The 18077-nt window shown below is 70.2% G+C and carries 17 protein-coding genes; 10 read left to right on the top strand and 7 right to left on the bottom strand.

All coding sequences use genetic code 11. The annotated features are described in order from the left end of the window. The first annotated feature begins 61 nt into the window (after window positions 1–61). Window positions 62–709: an HAD family hydrolase gene (locus JAV51_RS01695; protein ID WP_040919271.1), complete on the top strand. Its 648-nt coding sequence runs from the start codon at window positions 62–64 to the stop codon at window positions 707–709. Here the strand turns inward: JAV51_RS01695 and JAV51_RS01690 are convergent. After that, entirely contained in the window at window positions 675–908 is a 234-nt protein-coding gene (locus JAV51_RS01690) for a hypothetical protein (RefSeq protein WP_040919269.1), read from the bottom strand. The two genes, JAV51_RS01695 and JAV51_RS01690, sit on opposite strands and share 35 nt — an antisense overlap. A gap of 370 nt (window positions 909–1278) precedes the next feature. Between JAV51_RS01690 and JAV51_RS01685 the strand changes: the two genes are divergently transcribed. The 3 genes from JAV51_RS01685 (at window position 1279) to JAV51_RS01675 (ending at window position 3452) form a co-directional block, all read left to right on the top strand. Then, a complete protein-coding gene (locus tag JAV51_RS01685; protein WP_005466419.1) occupies window positions 1279–1665 on the top strand; it encodes a cold-shock protein in 387 nt (128 codons plus the stop codon). 137 nt (window positions 1666–1802) lie between these two features. Further along, entirely contained in the window at window positions 1803–2249 is a 447-nt protein-coding gene (locus tag JAV51_RS01680; RefSeq protein ID WP_005441398.1) for an Rrf2 family transcriptional regulator, read from the top strand. Between the two features lie 12 nt (window positions 2250–2261). Further along, a complete protein-coding gene (locus JAV51_RS01675; RefSeq protein WP_005441382.1) occupies window positions 2262–3452 on the top strand; it encodes a globin domain-containing protein in 1191 nt (396 codons plus the stop codon). Between the two features lie 10 nt (window positions 3453–3462). Here the strand turns inward: JAV51_RS01675 and JAV51_RS01670 are convergent, their stop codons facing one another. Genes JAV51_RS01670 through JAV51_RS01660 form a run of 3 tightly spaced genes read right to left on the bottom strand, consistent with a single transcriptional unit; the run spans window position 3463 to window position 6593 of the window. Further along, the gene (locus JAV51_RS01670) at window positions 3463–3957 is read right to left on the bottom strand and encodes a DUF2771 family protein (protein WP_005466417.1); all 495 of its coding nucleotides are present in this window, start codon (window positions 3955–3957) and stop codon (window positions 3463–3465) included. A gap of 9 nt (window positions 3958–3966) precedes the next feature. Continuing rightward, complete coding sequence (locus tag JAV51_RS01665) at window positions 3967–5697, bottom strand: MFS transporter (protein ID WP_197318785.1); 1731 nt, start codon at window positions 5695–5697, stop codon at window positions 3967–3969. 38 nt (window positions 5698–5735) lie between these two features. Next, window positions 5736–6593 (bottom strand): glutaminyl-peptide cyclotransferase, encoded by an 858-nt coding sequence (locus JAV51_RS01660; RefSeq protein WP_374058961.1) that lies wholly within the window; start codon window positions 6591–6593, stop codon window positions 5736–5738. A gap of 64 nt (window positions 6594–6657) precedes the next feature. Between JAV51_RS01660 and JAV51_RS01655 the strand changes: the two genes are divergently transcribed. Both JAV51_RS01655 and JAV51_RS01650 read left to right on the top strand, forming a co-directional pair. Further along, a complete protein-coding gene (locus tag JAV51_RS01655; protein ID WP_197318784.1) occupies window positions 6658–7725 on the top strand; it encodes a DUF3027 domain-containing protein in 1068 nt (355 codons plus the stop codon). Then, window positions 7726–10557, top strand: a complete 2832-nt coding sequence (locus tag JAV51_RS01650) for a sacsin N-terminal ATP-binding-like domain-containing protein (protein ID WP_197318783.1) — start codon at window positions 7726–7728, stop codon at window positions 10555–10557. It abuts the gene before it with no gap. 36 nt (window positions 10558–10593) lie between these two features. On the opposite strand, the gene JAV51_RS01645 is transcribed toward JAV51_RS01650, so the two are convergent. Then, entirely contained in the window at window positions 10594–10809 is a 216-nt protein-coding gene (locus JAV51_RS01645) for a DUF2530 domain-containing protein (protein WP_197318920.1), read from the bottom strand. A 102-nt stretch (window positions 10810–10911) separates the two neighbouring features. Between JAV51_RS01645 and JAV51_RS01640 the strand changes: the two genes are divergently transcribed. The 3 genes from JAV51_RS01640 to JAV51_RS01630 all read left to right on the top strand — a co-directional run bounded on the left by JAV51_RS01640 (window position 10912) and on the right by JAV51_RS01630 (window position 14600). Further along, window positions 10912–12378: an NCS2 family permease gene (locus JAV51_RS01640; RefSeq protein WP_197318782.1), complete on the top strand. Its 1467-nt coding sequence runs from the start codon at window positions 10912–10914 to the stop codon at window positions 12376–12378. 398 nt (window positions 12379–12776) lie between these two features. Beyond that, complete coding sequence (locus JAV51_RS01635; protein WP_197318781.1) at window positions 12777–13211, top strand: MarR family winged helix-turn-helix transcriptional regulator; 435 nt, start codon at window positions 12777–12779, stop codon at window positions 13209–13211. 45 nt (window positions 13212–13256) lie between these two features. Further along, on the top strand, window positions 13257–14600 hold the full coding sequence (locus tag JAV51_RS01630) for an MFS transporter (protein ID WP_197318780.1): 1344 nt from the start codon (window positions 13257–13259) through the stop codon (window positions 14598–14600). A gap of 144 nt (window positions 14601–14744) precedes the next feature. On the opposite strand, the gene JAV51_RS01625 is transcribed toward JAV51_RS01630, so the two are convergent. Together JAV51_RS01625 and JAV51_RS01620 are read right to left on the bottom strand one after the other, a co-directional pair. Next, on the bottom strand, window positions 14745–15368 hold the full coding sequence (locus JAV51_RS01625) for a superoxide dismutase (RefSeq protein ID WP_197318779.1): 624 nt from the start codon (window positions 15366–15368) through the stop codon (window positions 14745–14747). A 175-nt stretch (window positions 15369–15543) separates the two neighbouring features. Further along, window positions 15544–17040 (bottom strand): glutamate-cysteine ligase family protein, encoded by a 1497-nt coding sequence (locus JAV51_RS01620; RefSeq protein ID WP_197318778.1) that lies wholly within the window; start codon window positions 17038–17040, stop codon window positions 15544–15546. 233 nt (window positions 17041–17273) lie between these two features. On the opposite strand from JAV51_RS01620, the gene JAV51_RS01615 reads away from it, so the two are divergent. Then, window positions 17274–18077 carry an RNA methyltransferase gene (locus JAV51_RS01615; RefSeq protein WP_197318777.1) on the top strand — a complete coding sequence of 268 codons (804 nt, stop codon included), beginning with the start codon at window positions 17274–17276 and terminating at the stop codon, window positions 18075–18077.

Below are 18077 nucleotides of genomic sequence, written 5' to 3'. Positions count from 1 at the left end.
CTGCAGTGTCAATCGGCTGGACGGGTCTTCCCTCGCTGTCGAGCGAAGCTACCGTGGGCCCGTGGGCACCTGCGTGGGGTTCGACCTCGACATGACACTGATCGACCCTCGGCCGGGCATGGTCGAGGCCATGAACGCGCTCGCGGACGAGTCCGGCTTCCCGTTCGACGGTGAGCACTTCGCCGCGAATCTCGGGCCGCCACTCGACCACGTCCTGCGCGACTTCGGTGCTCCGGTCGAACGCATTCCCGCGCTCGTGGCCCGGTTCCGGCAGATCTACCCGGAGATCGTCATCCCGCGCACGGTGGCGTTGCCGGGGGCGGCGGAGGCGCTGGAGGCGGTCCGCCGGGTCGGTGCCCGATCACTCGTCGTGACCGGGAAGTACGCGCGCAACGCCGACCTGCACGTGCAGGCCCTGGGCTGGACGGTCGACACGCTCGTGGGCGAGCTGTGGTCGACGGAGAAAGCGGCGGCGCTCACGCGACACGACGCCCACGTGTTCGTCGGCGATCACGTGGGCGACGTCCGGGGCGCACTGGCGGCCGGGGCGGTCGCGGTCGGCGTCACCACCGGACCGTGCGATCGTGCGCAACTGCTCGACGCGGGAGCGCACGTGGTGCTCGACTCGCTGACGGAGTTCCCAGCGTGGCTCGCCGAGCACCGCGACGTCGGGTTCAGGCGCGACGGTGCTCGCGGACCAGCGAGATGAGTCCCAGTCCCAACCCGAGTGGGGTCACCACTCCGGCGGCGGCGGACAACCAGACCGGCAGTTCCGAGTAGCCGGCCGCGAAGAGCAGGAACACCGCGACGACTGCGAGCATCCCGAGCGCGAAGAGACCGATGCCGATCCGCATCAGCCACGGCTTCCGCGTGGCAGTCGAGTTCTTGTTCGGAACAGCGGTTTCCATGAGGTCATCTTAGAGGCGGCCCCGATGCCGTGCCTCGGCGTGTGTGACCCATCCGTCGGAGCGTGACCTGCGTCGCGATCGAAAGAGGGCAGCCTGCGGGAACTCGGCACTTGAGGAGTCCTTTGTGGAAGTCGAGAGGCGCGTCGGCCCGGGAGGGTCGTCGTGCGCGGTGTCGTCGGTGGCCGACGCTTGCCGTGAACATCGACGGCCACGGTGCCGGGTCGAACCGGACAATCACCCTCGCCGTCGAGGGTGCGGCGCGATACCCTGAAGGAGTGCGCGTCCTGGGTACGCCTGGGGCGCGTTCGTCGTGCGGGGCCGTGCGAGTTGCAGGGTCCGTTGCAGGAGAGCGAAGGAACGGTGAGAGGCAGTGCCGACCGGCAAGGTCAAATGGTACGACGCGGACAAGGGGTTCGGCTTCGTCACACAGGACGGAGGCAAGGACGTCTATGTTCGTAAGTCTGCGCTGCCGAAGGGTGTCGAGGCGCTGAAGGCCGGTCAGCGGCTGGAGTTCGGTGTCGCCGACGGCAGACGCGGCCCGCAGGCCCTGTCCGTCCGGTTGCTCGACCCGCCGCCTTCGGTGGCTGAGGCCCGGCGGCGCCCGGCGGAGGAACTCCACGGCCTCATCGAGGACATGATCAAGCTGCTGGAGATGAAGGTGCAGCCCGACCTGCGCAGGGGGCGGTACCCGGAGCGCAGGAACACCAAGCGCATCGCCGAGGTGATGCGGGCGGTCGCGCGCGACCTCGACCCGTGATCGCGGGGGCGCACACCTGATCGTCGACAAGGGCGGGCACGCGGGTGCCCGCCCTTTTTGTGATGTAAAGCGGACTCGGGGAGTCGTCAATCACAAACGAGTACGGCGGAGTCCGGTTTCGGGGTTAGCGTCCCGGCGTGCAGCTCAACCGGTCCACGGACATCGCGCTCAGGGTGTTGATGTACACGGCCGCCAAGGACGGTCGCCGGACGGTCGACGAGCTGGCCGCGGCGCTGTCCGTGCCCCGGCACCACCTGGCGAAGGTGGTGCAGCGGCTCCAGCGCCTGGGGCTGCTCGCCACTGCCCGGGGCCGTGGAGGAGGGGTGGAGCTGGAACCGGGCGCCCGGCGAGTCGGGGTGGGCACCGTCGTGCGGCGGCTCGAAGCCGACGACGAGGTCGTGCAGTGCGACGACCCACCCTGTCCGCTGCGTGGCCAGTGCCAGCTGCGCTCCGCCTTCCGCCGGGCCCACGACGCGTTCCTGCGCAGCCTCGACGAGGTGTCACTGGCGGACCTCGTGGCGGACGACGCCGGGCCGGTGCTGCTCAGCATCGGATGGAGCTCCGGGGACACCGGGGCACGCTGAGAGGAGGACGCCATGCTGTCGGCCAAGTCAGCCGAGATCGTCCGGGCCACGCTGCCGGTCGTTCGAGACCACGGGCCCGAGATCACGACGCAGTTCTACTCCGACCTGTTCGCCGGACACCCGGAACTGCTCGACCTGTTCAACCTCGGCAACCAGGCCAACGGCGACCAGCAGCGCGCGCTCGCGGCGGCGGTCGTGGCGTTCGCCGAGTACCTGGTGGGCGAGCGGCAGGCGGACTTCACGCCCATCGCGGAGCGCGTCGCGCACAAGCACGTGTCGCTCGGGGTGCAGCCCGCGCAGTACACGATCGTGGGGAGGTACCTGCTCGGCGCGGTCGCCAAGGTACTGGGTGACGCGGTGACCGACGAGGTGCGCGCGGCGTGGGACGAGGTGTACTGGCTGTGCGCCTGCCACCTGATCGCCGCGGAAGCGCAGCTGTACCAACGCGGTGAGGTCGAGTCGACGTCGCCCTGGCGGGACTGGCGGGTGGCGAAGCGGGTCGCTGAGGCCGAGGACACGGTCTCGTTCACGCTGGTGCCCGACGACGGTGGCCCGGTGCCGGCGTTCCGGCCGGGCCAGTACGTCTCCGTCGCGGTGACGCTGCCGGACGGGCGTCGTCAGCCCCGGCAGTACTCGCTTTCTCAGGGCCCGGGCCGGGGTTCGTTGCGGATCACCGTCCGCCGGGTGCGGGGCGCTGACGGCGCTCCCGACGGCCGTGTGTCCAACCATCTGTGCGACCGAGTGGCGGCAGACGACATCCTGCAGGTCGGACCGGTGGCCGGAGACGTGGTGCTGGACCAGGGTGACGACCCGGTGGTACTCGTCAGCGCTGGTATCGGAGTGACACCGATGGCGGGCATGCTGGACCACATCGGGCGGACCCAGCCGTTCCGCGAGGTCGTCGCGGTCCACGCCGACCGCTCGCCCGAGCGGCACGCACTGCACGACGACGTCGCGCACGCGGGCGCGCAGCTGCGCTCTTTCGAGCAGTTGAGCTGGTACGAGCAGGGCGCGACCGGCGACGCACGGCCGGGGTTGCTGAACGTCGACGAGATCCCGCTCCCGGAGAACGCGCTGGTGTACCTGTGCGGCCCGCTCCCGTTCATGGCGTCGGTGAGGGCAGGATTGCGCAGGCGCGGGGTGCCCGCCGAGCGCATCTTCACCGAAGTGTTCGGCGCGGGGATGCTCACCGGCGACGGGTGAGTCCGTCGCGTCAGTCCGGGTCGATCTGGAGCGACCAGACACCGCGCACGACGAGCTGCGGCGACCCCTGCTCGTCCATGATCGGCTGGTCGTTCTCGTCCACGGCGTAGGCGGCGCCGAGCTGCTGGACCTCCACCACGAGCGGCTGATGCTCGGGCGTCTCCGGCACCACGGTGTGGGCGTGCCGGGTGCCGTCGGTGAACACCTCCTGCTGCATCGGCAGCAAGGTGCCGTCGGGGGCGGCGGACTGCACGATCACCAGCCATGGCGTCTCGGCGATCTCGGCGGGAACGGAGATCTGCACGGGCTGACCGGGGCGGGCGTCCAGCGTGACGGGTTCGCCGTCGGTGTCGCAGGCCGTCAGCAGCGCGTCGCAGTAGCTCAGCGGTAGCGCCTGCACGCTGTCGCCGTCGGCGTAGAAGGTCACCTCGGGAGGGTGCGGAGCGGAACAGCCGGTCAGCACGGCCGCCCCGGCGGCCGTCAGCGCTACTACTGAACGTCGCATGGGGCGAGACTACGAGTCGCCCCGCGTCGGTTCCGGAGCGGGTCCGGCCGAGCGGGAGCGCAGGGCGGGGATCAACGACGAGCCACCTCGCACCAGCCAGGTCTGTGTGAGCCCGATCGCGAGCAGGCCGGACACGACGAGGAAGCCGATCCAGTAGGTGGGAGGAAGCAGGAGGCCGACCGCACCGCCGAAGACCCAGGCGAGTTGCAGCACGGTCTCGGACCTGCCGAACGCCGAGGCCCGCGACTCCTCGGGCATGTCCTGCTGGATCACCGCGTCGAGGCTGTTCTTCGCGAGCGCGCTCGCGGTGGAGCCCACCAGCCCGACGAGCGCGGCGGTGGCGATGCCGGCCACCACCGTGGCGACGACGGTGGCCGCGAGTGCGCTCGCCAGGCACGCGAGCACCACCTGATCGGACTTGCCGAAGTGCATCCGGGAGCCCAGCGCGTTGCCGAGGAAGCCTCCGACACCGGCGGCGGCGCCGATGATCCCGAGCAGCAACAACTGCACGAACGCGCTCTGCCCGCTGGTCTCGGTCTCGGCCTTCACGGCGAACGCGGCGAACATCATGAGGAACCCGGTGAGCACCCGGATCGAACCGTTGCCCCACAGCGCCACCACCACGTGTCGCGCCATCGGCTGCCGAGGCTTCTTGCCCGTGGCCTTCGTGGGATGCTGCCCGGTCAGCGAGGCGGGCACCTCGCCCTCGGTGACCTCGACCCACGACGGGATGCGCATGGCCTGTGCGGCGCCGACCGCGCAGATCACCGCCGTGAACCACAACGCACCGGCGGACCCGAACGCCCAGTTCAGACCACTGGCCATCGCGCCGAACACGCCACCCGCGGCGAGGCCGAACACGGCGAGCCGGGCATTGGTCTTCGACAGCGTGATCTCGGGTGGGAGCACTCTCGGCGTCACTGCCGCCTTGAGCACCATGAACGACTTCGACAGCACCATCTTGCCCAGCGCGGCGGGGTAGAGCACCCAACTGTCGAAGTTCAACGCCATGAGCACGCACATCAGTGCCTGCCCGGCCGACGACACGGCCATGGCGAGGCGGCGACCCCGTTGGATGCGGTCGAGCGCGGGGCCGATGACGGGAGCCACCAGCGCGAACGGGGCGATGGTGATCAGCAGATAGAGGGCGACCTTGCCTCGGCTCTCCCCGCTGCTTGCCGCGAAGAACAGCGTGTTGGCCAGCGCGACGGCCATGGCCGCGTCACTGGCGTAGTTGAGCATCACCGCGTACGTCAGGGAGGTGAGCCCCGACTTGTCGGCCCCGTCCGCGGTGGTGGCGCGGCGGAAGGCCGCCACGGCCTGTCCGGACAACTCGCGCCCGCGCAGGGCCGCGACCCGGGTGACGGTGAGCTTCTTCGGCAGCCGACGTGGTTGCGGCGGTCCCTCGAACCCGTGCGCCGCGGTGTCGGATTCGGGGTCGAACGTCTCCCGCGGTTGGCCCGGCGGATAGCCACCGGTGTCGTAGTGCTCGTACGGGGGTTCCCCGCGGCCCGTTCGCCACGGCGGCGGCCCGGCGTAGGGGCGCGCGCCGCGAGGCGGCGGGGGAGGCGACACCGGGACTGCTCCGGTCGGGGCCTCGTCGGCGGTCGGGACGGCGTCGGCGGAGCGGTACCTCCTGGTCGGCGGTGGCGTCGACCGGTGGCCGCGTGTGGGGTCGTGCGACTGACCCGCCCGCGGCTCGGGCGTCCACTTCCGCCTACCGCTGCGACCGGAACGCATGGACCAATCCTGCCGTACTCAGCGCGTTTTGGTGCGCGTCATCGACCGGTCGGGACGAACCTCACCGTGAACATCTTCGGCCACCACTTGCCGGTCACGAGGAATCGGTCCGAGTCGGGGAACGCCGCGATGCCGTTCAACACGTCGGCGTCGACCGCCTCCTCCGGGGTGAGCAGTCCCGAGGCGTCGATGCGCGCCGTGACCACGCCCGTCTCGGGGTCGATGCGCAGGATGTCGTCACTGTGCCACACGTTGGCGTACACGGTGTCGTCGACGCACTCCAGCTCGTTCAGCTCGTCGACCGGCACGCCGCCGTCGGTGACCTCCACGCTGCCGAGCACCGAGAAGTCGGTCGGGTCGCGGAACGCGAGCGTCGGTGAGCCGTCACTCATGACGAGCCGGTCGGCCTCGGCCTGGTGGCACAGACCCCAGCCCTCGCCCTCGTAGGTCACCCGGCGAAGTTCGGCGAGCGTGTCGCGGTCGCGTTCGATGGCGACGCCGTCGCGCCACGTGAGCTGCCAGATCCGGGAGTCCACCACCGTGATGCCCTCGCCGAACAGGGGCGCGGGCAACGACACCGTCACCGTGGGCTCACCACCGATCGGGCCACTCCGAAGCGTGGACTCGCCGACCAGACCGGTGCCCTCGTACAGGGTGTCGTCGACGATCTCCAGGCCCTGTGTGAAGGCCGTCGGATCGTGCGGCAGGACGTCGACGACCTCGACGGTCAGGCGTTCGGCCTCCGTGGCGGCCGAGGTCACGGAGTTCTCCGCGGACGTCTCGTCGGACGTGTCGTCATCGCCGGTCGTGCAGGCACCCGTACCCAACGCGACGGTGAGAGCCACGGTCGACAGGGTGGCCGCGGCCTTGCTCGTCAGACTGATCACTCGACGCACGGGCACCACCCTGGCACGAACCCACCGCTTCGGTGTAGTGCCTCGGTGCTGCACAATTGAAGGCATGACGCTGCTGCTCACGCACGACGACGGCACGATTCGCAGGAAGCTGCTCGATGCGGTCGAGGCGGCACGTGAAGCGGCGGCGGAGGACGCGGGCGCGGACAACGTGGGCGACTACGTGGGCGCCGTCGTCGAGGACGCGTTCGCGGTCACACACCTGTTCGAGTCGGCGCTTCCCGGCTACCGCGGGTGGCGGTGGTCGGTGACGGTCGCGACCGCCGACGAGGAGGCGCCCGTCACGATCAGCGAAGTCGTGCTCACTCCGGGGCCGGACGCGATCGTGGCTCCACGGTGGGTGCCGTGGGCGCGGCGGGTCCGCCCGGGCGATCTCGGGGTCGGTGACATCTTCCCGACCCAGCCCGACGACGCACGGCTCGCGCCCACGTACGCGACTCTCGACGACCCCGAGGCGGAGGAGGCGGCCCGCGAGATCGGCCTCGGCCGAGTCCGGGTGATGTCGCGACTCGGGCGCGAGGAGGCCGCCACCCGGTGGCACCGCGGCGAGTTCGGTCCCCGGGCCGACATGGCGCGCGGCGCTCCTGCCACGTGCGGCACGTGTGGTTTCTACCTCCAGCTCGCGGGATCGTTGCGCAACGCGTTCGGCGTGTGCGGCAACGAGATCTCGCCTGCCGACGGTCACGTCGTCCACGCCGAGTTCGGGTGCGGCGCGCATTCCGAGGTGAAGTTGGAGACCAGCTCGTCGGTTCCGGTGGCGGAGCTGGTGTACGACGACTCGCTGCTCGACACCGAGCCCCTGGAGCAGGACGGCGGCGAGGGCGGCGCTGAGAACGGTACCGAGGACACCGCCGCCGACGCCGGTACTGCCGCCGAGACGGCTGAGACGCCCGAGTCGGCCACGGACACCGAGCGCGCGGCGGCGACCGGCGCGCAAGCCACGCAGGCGGACCCGACAGTGGATTCGATCAAGGACACGGCGAAGGACACGGCGAAGGCCGCCGACAGCCGTCCCGAGCCGGACACCGTGACAGCCGAGCCGACTCCCGAGTCCCCGGCGTCGGAGGCCGCCGAGCCCGCCTCGGCACCGTCCCAGTCGACCCCGAACGCCTGAGTGGACCACGCGCCCGACGAGTCCGTCGTCGCGTTGCGGCAGGCGGTGCTGCGCGCCTGGCGCGACTCGCCGACCCGCTTCACCGAGGACACCCACGCCGAACGCGACCTACGGGTCGGTGCCTACCGCGACCGGGTGTTCGTCGAACTCGCCCAGAACGCGGCGGACGCGGCGGCGTTGGCCGCCGAACCCGGACGTCTGCGGGTCCGCGTCGTCGACGGGGAGCTGCGGGTCGCCAACACGGGTGCCCCGCTCGACCGCAGAGGGATCGCGGCGCTGGCGTCGCTGCGTGCGTCGGCGAAGGACGGCGAGCGCCGTCCGGACGACGATGCCGGGGAACGGGCCACTGTCGGCAGGTTCGGGGTGGGGTTCTCCGCCGTCCTCGCCGTGACGAGCGAACCTCGGGTCGTCTCGCGCACGGGCGGGGTGGCGTTCTCCGAGACCCGGACCCGGCAGGTGTGGGACGCCGACGAGGTCCCGATCCTGCGGTTGCCGTGGGAACTGCCCGCCGACGAGCCACCGGTGCCGGAGGGATTCGACACGGAGGTGCGCCTGCCCGTGCGGGGTGGTGCGCGCGTCGCGGCGGAACACGTCGCCGCGATGGAGCGTGAGGCCGCCGACGTGTTGCTGATGCTGCCGTCGCTGGTGGAGATCGACGTCGAGGGTCGGCGCTGGCACCGACGCGACGACGGCGCCGAGGTCGTGCTCACCGACCCCGACGGCGGGGTCACGCGGTGGCTGACCCACCGTGGTGCCGGCTGCACGTGGGCCGTCCCGATCGACGAGGACGGTCGCCCACGTCCGCTCACCGAGGACGTCCTGCACACCCCGACCCCGACGGACGAGCGACTCTCGTTGCCTGCCCGGCTGCTCACGACCGCCGTCCCGATGGAGCCGTCGCGGCGGCGAGTGCTGGCCTCGGCCGACGCGCCCGACGTGGTGCGCGCCCTGGAAACGGCAGCGCAGGCGTACCCGGGGTTGGTCCGGGCGCTGCCCGCCGGCCATCGCCTTGCGCTCGTGCCGCGGCCTCATTTCCCGCTCTCGGACGTCGACGCCGTCCTGCGTGATCTCGTGATCGCACGACTCACCGACGACGCCTGGTTGCCCTCCGCCGCCGACTCCGCGCTGCTGCCGGGACGCCGCGCGCGGGTGTCGACCGTCGACGCGCCCCGGCTGGTGACGCTGCTGGCGGACGTGGTGCCCGGGTTGGTCGCCGCACCCCTGTGCGGTCGGTCGGCGGCACGCACGGCCGACGTCGTGCAGGCGCGTGACCTCGGCGTCGGGGAGATCGTGGAGGCCGTCGGCGGCATCGACCGACCACCGTCCTGGTGGCGTGAGCTGTACACCGAACTCCTCGCCGCCGTCGACCGTGGCGAGGCCGAGCTCGACGAGCTGGGGGCGCTGCCCGTGCCCCTCGCCGACGGGCGCACGCTGCCCGGTGCGCGCGGGGTGCTGCTCGTCGACTCCGCCGACGAGGACACCGTCGTCGGCCTCGACATTCCGGGCCTACACGTCGCGCATCCCGACGCGGTGCACCCGCTGCTGCGACGCCTCGGCGCGGTGGAGGCCGGACCCGCGGAACTGCTGCGAGCGCCCGCCGTGGTCGAGGCGATCGCCCGCAGCGTGGACGACGCGTTGGCGGGGCTCGACGTGTCTCCGTTGGTGGAGTCGGTCCTGACCTGGGTCTCGGTGGCCGGAGGCGCACCGGGGCTCGGGGCGTTGGCGCTGCCCACCGCCTCCGGTCCGCGCCGGGCGGACGAGCTGCTGCTGCCGGACTCCCCGCTGACGACGGTGCTGCATCCCGACGCGCTGGGCGACGACGCGCCGCTGGACGTGCTCGCCGCCGACACGGCCCGCGGCTGGGGGCGCGAGGTGCTCGTCGCCTGCGGCGTCCGCGACACCTTCACCGTGTCGCCCGACGAACCCGATCCGGACGCCGACGAGCCGCCCGTGCCCGACCTCGATCTCGTCGACGACGACGCGTGGCCGCGCGCGATCCGACTGCTCGCCTCCGAACCGGACACCTGGCGCGTGCTGACCGCGCCGGACCACCGGCTCCGGGACTGGCTCTCCACCCACGCCCTGCTGGCGGGACGGCCGCCACGACACTGGCGACTGCCGTCGGCGATCGACCTCGCGGGTCTGTTCGACCCCGTCCCCGATGTCGGGCTGCCCGAGAATCTGCTCGCGGCGGTCGGCGTTCGTGCCGAACTCGCCGTCGACCCGGCCGAGGCCGACGACGCCGAGCTGCTGTGCGCGCGACTGGCCGACGCCGAGCGCGCCGTGCCTGCCGGGCTGGTGCTGCGTGCCCACAGCGTGCTGTCGTCCGTCTCACCCGACGACGTCGAGCCGCCCGACTACGTGCGCACCCTCGCGGGCACCGTGTGTCCCGCGGACGAGGCAGTGGTGCTCGACGCGCCGTGGTTGCTCGCGACGTGGCCCGCCGATCGCCTCGTCGCCGCCTCCGACCTCGCCGACGTGCCCGCGCTGGCCGACGTCCTCGACCTTCCGCTGGCGAGCGACGAGACCACCGCGACGGTCGACGACGACGGCGAGAGCGGCTTCGCCCCGTGGCCGGAGCTGCCCGCCGTCGTGGAGGTCGCCGAGCTGGTCGGCATCCCGTTGCCCGCCGGGGGAGTGGTGATCCACGACGAGCTGACCGTCGCGGGAACCCCGGTGCCCTGGTGGCGGGACGACTCCGGCGACCTGCACGCCACGGACTCGCCGGAGGGCCTGGCCCGTGCCTTCGCGTGGGCAGCCGACCGATGGTCCGACCGAGTACTGCTGGAACGGCTCCTCGACGACCCCGATCCCCGCGTGCTGCTGGGATGACGTGTGGTCCAGGTGAAGGAACGTCTGGTGACTGTGCTAAAGGTTTCGTTGTGCAAAACGCGACCCTCTGCGGGACGCGGCGCGCTGCCAGACCATGATGGCCATGCCCACCAGGCCGAGCCCGCCGCCCGCGAGGGTCGTCCACAGCCACACGCCGTGGACCCCGACGACCAACAGCACGACGAAGGCCACCAGCCAGCAGACCGTGCCGATGGTCACAGGTATCCAGAGGCTGACCACTGATGGCGGCAGTTCAGGCGTAGGACGAAGCCGTCCTTCGGTCTCCGGTGGGTTGTTCGGTTCGTCCACGCGGGACAGGCTACCGCTGCCGAGACGACACGAAGCAGGTGCGCGATGTCAGATGTGACCGCGGAGAAGCAGCGGTCGCCGCTCGACCGGTTCTTCCGGATCAGCGAGCGGGGGTCCACCATCGGCCGCGAGGTGCGCGGTGGGCTGGTCACCTTCGTGACGATGGGCTACATCATCGTCCTGAATCCGCTCATCCTCGGCAGTTACTCGGCCGACGACCCGGGTGCCGCCAAGGACATGACCGGGGCCATCCTCCCGGTCGACCAGGTCACCGCGGTGACGGCGCTGGTCGCGGGTGTCATGACGATCCTCATGGGGATCGTCGCGAACTACCCCTTCGCGATCGCCGCGGGACTCGGCATCAACACGCTCGTCGCGGTGTCCATCGCCCCGCAGATGACGTGGCCCGCCGCGATGGGGCTCGTGGTCGTCAACGGCATCGTGGTGATGCTGTTGGTGGTCACCGGGGTACGGACCATGGTGTTCAACGCCGTGCCCCAACATCTCAAGGCGAGCATCGCGGTGGGCATCGGTCTGTTCATCGCGATCGTGGGGCTCGTCGACGCGGGCTTCGTGCGCCGGGTCCCCGACGCGGCGGGCACCACGGTTCCCGTGCAGCTCGGCATCGACGGCTCCATCGCCTCGTGGCCGACGTTCGTGTTCGTCGTGACGCTCATCCTCATGGGCGTGCTGGTGGCCCGCGGCGTCAAGGGCGCGATCCTCATCGGCGTGCTGGGGGGCACCGTGCTCTCCATCGTGATCGAGGCCATCGTGCACGCCGGTCCGTCCCAGGGCGTCGACCCCAAGGGCTGGAACCTCGGCTACCCCGCACTGCCCGACGCGCTCTTCGACCTTCCCGACCTCTCGTTGGTGGGGGCGTTCAACTTCGACGCGTGGGTGCAGGTGCCCGCGATCACCGCCGCGCTGTTGGTGTTCACGCTCGTGCTCACCGACTTCTTCGACACCATCGGGACGATGACCGGACTCGGGCACGAGGCCCGGCTCGTCGACAAGGACGGCAAGCTGCCCAACGTCGGCAAGGGCTTGTTCGTCGACTCCGTGGGCGCCATCGCGGGTGGTGCCGCCTCGTCGAGCTCCAACACGATCTTCGTGGAGTCGGCCGCCGGGATCGGTGAAGGCGCGCGCACCGGTCTGGCGAACGTCGTCACCGGGCTGCTGTTCATCGCCGCGATGTTCTTCACGCCGCTGTACCAGGCGGTGCCGATCGAGGCCGCCGCGGCGGCGCTGGTCGTCGTGGGCGCGATGATGGTGCGGCAGATCGCCGAGATCGACTTCAAGGACTTCGCGGTGGCGCTGCCCGCGTTCCTGACGATCGTGGTCATGCCGTTCACCTACTCGATCTCCAACGGCATCGGCGCGGGCTTCATCAGCTACGTGCTCATCCAGCTCGTCACGGGCAAGGCCCGCCAGGTGCACCCGCTGATGTGGGTCACCTCCGCGGCGTTCGTCGTGTACTTCGCGATCGAACCGATCAGCCAAGCCCTGAACTGAGCCCTCGGGCGCCCGAGGTCCCGCGGGCGCCCGCGCGTGTCCGCGCGTGGCGCACGCGTGTCCGCAGTTGGCGTACTCGTGTCTGCGGCTCCCGTGTGCGTGTCTGCACTTCGCGTACGAAGCTCGGGCAAAAGCCCGAGGTGCGTCGCCGAAGTGCGGACACGAGTGCGCAGGGCGCGGACACGAGTGCGCAGGGCGCGGACACGAGTGCGCAGGGCGCGGACACGAGTGCGCAGGGCGCGGACACGAGTGCGCAGGGCGCGGACACGAGTGCGCAGGGCGCGGACACGAGTGCGCAGGGCGGCGCGCCCGACACGTCCCGTTTCGGGCCTGCGATCATGACGGCCGTCTCACCGCTGAACGGGTAGGGAAGGCTAATCGTGAGTTATGCTAAGGATGTGTCGGAAACTGCTGACGAACGGTCGCTGGCGAGCCGCCTGAGGCTGGCCGTCGTTCGGCTGAACCGCAGGTTGCGGGCGCAGCGAGCGAGTTCCGACCTATCGCTCACACAGATCTCGGCTTTGTCGACCCTGCACAAATGCGGGCCGATGACGCCGGGACAGCTGGCCACCCGGGAAGGGGTGCAGCCGCCGTCGATGACGCGGGTCATCGCCGCGCTGGAGGAACTCTCCTACGTCGTGCGCAGCCCGCACCCCACCGACGGGAGGCAGGCGATCGTCACGCTCACCGACGCCGGGAACGAGTACGTGCTCGCGACGATCACCCGCCGGGAGGCGTGGCTGGACCAGCGGTTGGCCGAGTTGAGCGAGGAGGAGCGCCAGACGCTCTCCGAGGCAGCGGAAATCATCGATCGCATGGCACGACACGGCTAGCGGGCCGCGGGGTGCCATGCCTCTGACGGGAGGCGACTTCACCGCGTGACTATCACGGGTAGCGAAGCGACCACACGACGGAACCAGCCCGCTATCCCCGATTCACCCGCACCCCCACGCCCCGGCGGCGACGTCGACGACGACGGTCGATCGCGGGGCATGTTCGCGTCTCTCAAGATCCGGAACTACCGCCTGTTCTTCGGCGGTCAGGTCATCTCCAACGTCGGCACCTGGATGCAGCGCATCGCCCAGGACTGGCTGGTGTTCGAGCTCAGTGGCTACGACCCGGTGGCGTTGGGCGTCGCCGTCGCGCTGCAGTTCATGCCGACGCTGTTGTTGTCGTTGTGGGCCGGCGTGCTCGCCGACCGCGTCGACAAGCGCAAGCTTCTCATCGGCATCCAGGCGGGCGTCGCGGTTCAGGCGCTCGCGCTGGGCCTGCTGGTGCTGAGCGGCGCGGCGCAGCTCTGGCAGGTCTACGCGCTGGCCTTCGTGCTCGGCACGCTGTCGGCGTTGGAGGTGCCCACCCGGCAGTCGTTCGTCTCCGAAATGGTGGGTCTCGACCAGGCCGCCAACGCCGTCGCGCTGAACTCGTCGATCTTCAACCTGGCTCGTATCGTGGGCCCGGCCATCGCGGGCTTCGCCATCGTGTTGGTGGGCACGGGCTGGTTGTTCGTCGCCAACGCCGTGACCACCATCGCCGTGATCGCGGGATTGGCCCTGATGAATCCCGCCGAGCTGTATCGCGCACCCGCCGTGGCTCGCGCGAAGGGGCAGCTACGGGAGGGGCTGCGTTACGTCCGCAGCAGGCCCGACCTGATGACCATCATGGTGCTGGTGTTCTTCGTGAGCACGTTCGGCATCACGTTCTTCACGTCGCTGGCGATCGTGGCGGCGAACGTCTTCGGCACCGAGGCCGACGGCTACGGCATGCTGTCGACGCTGTTGGCCGTGGGCACATTCACCGGTGCGTTGCTGTCGGCGCGCCGGGCGAGTCGGGAAGGTCCGAGCCTGCGGTTGTTGCTGATCTCGGCGGCGGCACTCGGCTCGGTGGAGTTCGTGGGCGCGTTCATGCCCACGTACCTGGCGTTCGGGCTGGCGCTCGTGCCGCTCGGGTTCGCCACGATCACGTTCCTCACCACGGCCAACGCGCTGGTGCAGACGACGGTCAGCGCGCAGATGCGAGGCCGGGTCATGGGCCTGTACGTCCTGGTGTTGATCGGTGGGAATCCGATCGGCGGGCCGATGACGGGCTGGATGGCCGAGACGTTCGGCGGTCGTTCGCCGTTCTACATCGGCGGGGCGGTCGCGCTCGTGGCGGCGTTGGTCTGCGGGTACCTGGCCCACCGGGCGCGGAAGCGAATCAGTGCCCAGGTCTTGCCTGCTGGATGAGGTTAGGCTAACCTCAGTCGCGTCGCTTCGTGGTGGGAGTGGCAGTCAGTTCGGGAAACGAAACGAGGCCCCGCACCGGGTTGGTGTGGGGCCTCGTTCGTGTCGAGGTCGGCGCCGTGTACCGGCGGCGCCGGGCAGGCCGACTCAGCCCAGCAGCAGGCCGTTGCGGCCGGCGCGGGCGTCCTCGAAGCGGCGACCGATCTCGGCCCAGTCGAACACGTTCCACAGGGCGTTGACGTAGTCGGGCTTGACGTTCTTGTACTGCAGGTAGAACGCGTGCTCCCACACGTCCACCAGCAGGATCGGGACGGTCGGCAGGATGAGGTTGTTGTGGTGGTCGCGAAGCTGCTGAGTGATCAGCGTCTTGCCCACCGGGTCCCACGACAGGGCGCCCCAGCCGTTGCCCTGGATCGTGGTGCAGACCGCGGTGAACTGCGCCTTGAACTTGTCGAAGGAGCCGAACGCCTCGTCGATCGCGGCGGCCAGTTCGCCGGTCGGCTTGTCGCCGCCGTTGGGCGACAGGATCTTCCACCACACGACGTGGTTCGCGTGGCCGGCCAGGTTGAAGGCCAGAGTGGTCTCCAGGCCGACGATGGACGAGAAGTCGTTCGCCTCGCGCGCGGCGGCCAGCTTCTCCAGGGTCTGGTTGGCGCCGTTGACGTAGGTCTGGTGGTGCTTGCTGTGGTGCAGCTCGTTGATCTCGCCGGAGATGTGCGGCTCGAGGGCACCGTAGTCGTAATCGAGGTCGGGAAGCTCGTACGTGGGCATGAGCCCTCCTTCGTATCTCGCGAACCAAGCCTTTGCGTCGCTGCCCAACCTAGTAGCCGTCGGTGGGACCGGCTAACCGGGGCGTGACGAAGTTGACCTTGCAAAGTGGAGTTAGGTGGAGGTCAAGACGCTGTTGCCCCCAACACATCCACGCGAGGTCGCGCGAGCGGGATCGTCAGTCGACCGGCCACGCGTGCACCGGCTCGCCGGAACGCGACAGCTCCAGGTAGCGGGCGACCATGGTGGCCAGCGCCGTCTCCCGGTCCATACCGCGTTCCTCGGCCCGCACCACCATGTCGCGCTGCCACACGCTGCCGGTGCGTTGCCGGACGCAGCGCTGCTCGATGACGCCGAGGTAGCGGTCGGCCACCTCGTCGGAGACGTCGGAGCTGCGCAGTCCCTCCCTGGCCAGGGGGAGCAGCACTCGCAGGGCGAGTTCGTCCGGCGGGATCCAGCCGATGCCCGGCCAGTACAGGTGGGCGTCGAAGCCGTTGCGGGCGCCCGCGTAGAGGTTCTCCTCGGCGGCCTGGAACGACATCTGTGTCCACACTGGTCGTTCCTGCTCGGCGAGGGCGCGCTGGGCGCCGTAGAAGAACGCGGCGTTCGCCATCATGTCGACCACCGTCGGGCCCGCGGGCAGCACGCGGTTCTCCACGCGCAGGTGAGGGCGGCCGTCCACCACGTCGTAGACGGGCCGGTTCCACCGCCACACGGTGCCGTTGTGCAGGCGCAGTTCGGTCAGCTTCGGCACCCGGCCCGACTCCAAGGTCTCCATCGGGTCCTCGTCGTCGGTCTCCGGCAGCAACCCGGGGAAGTAGCGGACGTTCTCCTCGAACAGGTCGAAGATCGACGTGATCCACCGCTCGCCGAACCACACCCGGGGCCGCACGCCCTGGTTCTTCAGCTCTTCGGGGCGGGTGTCGGTCGCCTGCAGGAACAACGGGATGCGCGTCTCGTGCCACAACGCCTTGCCGAGCAGGAACGGGGAGTTGGCGCCGAGTGCTACCTGCACCCCGGCGAGACACTGGGCGGCGTTCCAGTGGGCCGCGAACTCCTCCGGCGCCACCTGCAGGTGAAGCTGCACGGACGTGCACGCGGCCTCGGGCAGGATCGACTGCGCGAACGAACGCAGTCGTTCGGGTGCCCGGTCGGGCAGGCCGACGCCTTCCAACGACAACAGCGGCTTCTCTCCGCGGGAGGCGAGAATCTCGTCGTTGAGCAGGGAGTAGCGGGCGCTGTTGGTGATCCACTTCTGGTCGAAGTGCTCGGACCGCAGCGTGGGCAGCACGCCGATCATCGCCACCTGCGCGCCGGCCTCGGCGGCCTTCTGACGGGCCTTGGTGAGGTAGTCGTCCAGCAGCGACTCCAACTGCAACGCCGAGGTCCCGTCGAGCGGCAACGGCGGCACGTTCAACTCGATGTTGTGCTGCGACAGCTCGGTGGTGAACGCGTCGTCGTCGAGCGCGCCGAGCACGGCCGCGTTCGACATCGAGGGCTGCATGTCCTTGCCGACGAGGTTCAGTTCCACCTCGAGTCCGATGTGCTTGCGCGGGAACGTGAAACTGCCGTCGGAGAGCATCCGCGCCAGTGTGTCCAGGCACCGTTGTACCTTGCGGCGGTAACGCCCTCTGTCCCTCGGGGTGACGGCGTCCGGTGACACGTCCTTGCCCATGGAATGTCGTTCCTTCTCCTCGTCCGGCCTCGGCTCACCCGAACGCCTTGGCGTTGACCCCCTGCCAGGCGGCAACGTTGACACACCCCAGTGATCACGACTAGCGGCCAAACTGGTGCACTCTGTCACCTCCACGTAACTCAGCGCATGATCACGTCCGTTCGTACGCCCGGGCTACCCAGCATTCGGAGCACCGACTCCTGTCGGGAAGGAGGAGTGCGACACTCCGAGGCGTGGCGAAGCTGATCGAGATCGACGACGCGGCGGACCCGCGCGTGGACGACTTCCGTGACCTCACGACCGCCGACCGTCGACCGGATCGGCCGGGAGGGCGCGGACTCGTCATCGCGGAGGGTGTCGTGGTCGTGCGGCGGTTGCTGGAGTCCCCGTACCCGTTGCGCGCCGTGCTCGGGGTGCCGCGCAAGCTCGACGAGCTGCGGGACGATCTCGACGCGGTCGACGTGCCCGCGTACGTCACGTCGGCGCAGACCATGTCCGACGTCGTCGGGTTCCACCTCAACCGTGGTGTGTTGGCGGTCGCGGACCGGGCGCCCACGCCGTCGTTCACCGAGATCGTCGAGTCGTCGTCGGTGCTCGCCGTGCTGGAGGGCGTCAACGACCACGAGAACCTCGGCGCGATGTTCCGCAACGCGGCCGCGCTCGGGGTCGACGGCGTCCTGGTGGGGCCGGGATGCGCCGATCCGCTGTACCGGAGGAGTGTTCGCGTGTCGATGGGGCACGTGTTGCGAGTGCCCTTCACCTCGCGGCTCGACTGGCCCGACGCGCTGTTCGCGTTGCGGCGGCACGGGTTTCGCGTGGCCGCTCTCACTCCGCGCAGCGACGCGGTAGCGTTGCGCGACGTGTGTGCGGGCGGAACCGGTCGGATCGCGTTGCTGCTCGGCTCGGAGGGACACGGCTTGTCGGAGGTGGCCCTCGACGCCGCCGACACGGCGGTGCGCATCCCGATGGCGTCCGGGGTGGATTCCCTCAACGTCGCCACGGCGGCCGCCGTGGCGTTCTACGAGCTGACGAGGTGA

This window comes from Saccharomonospora sp. NB11, assembly GCF_015910535.1.
In the GTDB taxonomy this organism is placed as follows: domain Bacteria; phylum Actinomycetota; class Actinomycetes; order Mycobacteriales; family Pseudonocardiaceae; genus Saccharomonospora.
The sequence above is the reverse complement of the archived record's forward strand: the minus strand, read 5'-3'. Positions and strand labels throughout refer to the sequence as shown.

Coding starts and splice junctions, on each gene's coding strand:
- JAV51_RS01690 (WP_040919269.1), bottom strand. CDS start 908: ATGGAAACCGCTGTTCCGAACAAGAACTCGACTGCCACGCGGAAGCCG.
- JAV51_RS01675 (WP_005441382.1), top strand. CDS start 2,262: ATGCTGTCGGCCAAGTCAGCCGAGATCGTCCGGGCCACGCTGCCGGTC.
- JAV51_RS01670 (WP_005466417.1), bottom strand. CDS start 3,957: ATGCGACGTTCAGTAGTAGCGCTGACGGCCGCCGGGGCGGCCGTGCTG.
- JAV51_RS01665 (WP_197318785.1), bottom strand. CDS start 5,697: ATGCGTTCCGGTCGCAGCGGTAGGCGGAAGTGGACGCCCGAGCCGCGG.
- JAV51_RS01655 (WP_197318784.1), top strand. CDS start 6,658: ATGACGCTGCTGCTCACGCACGACGACGGCACGATTCGCAGGAAGCTG.
- JAV51_RS01640 (WP_197318782.1), top strand. CDS start 10,912: ATGTCAGATGTGACCGCGGAGAAGCAGCGGTCGCCGCTCGACCGGTTC.
- JAV51_RS01625 (WP_197318779.1), bottom strand. CDS start 15,368: ATGCCCACGTACGAGCTTCCCGACCTCGATTACGACTACGGTGCCCTC.
- JAV51_RS01620 (WP_197318778.1), bottom strand. CDS start 17,040: ATGGGCAAGGACGTGTCACCGGACGCCGTCACCCCGAGGGACAGAGGG.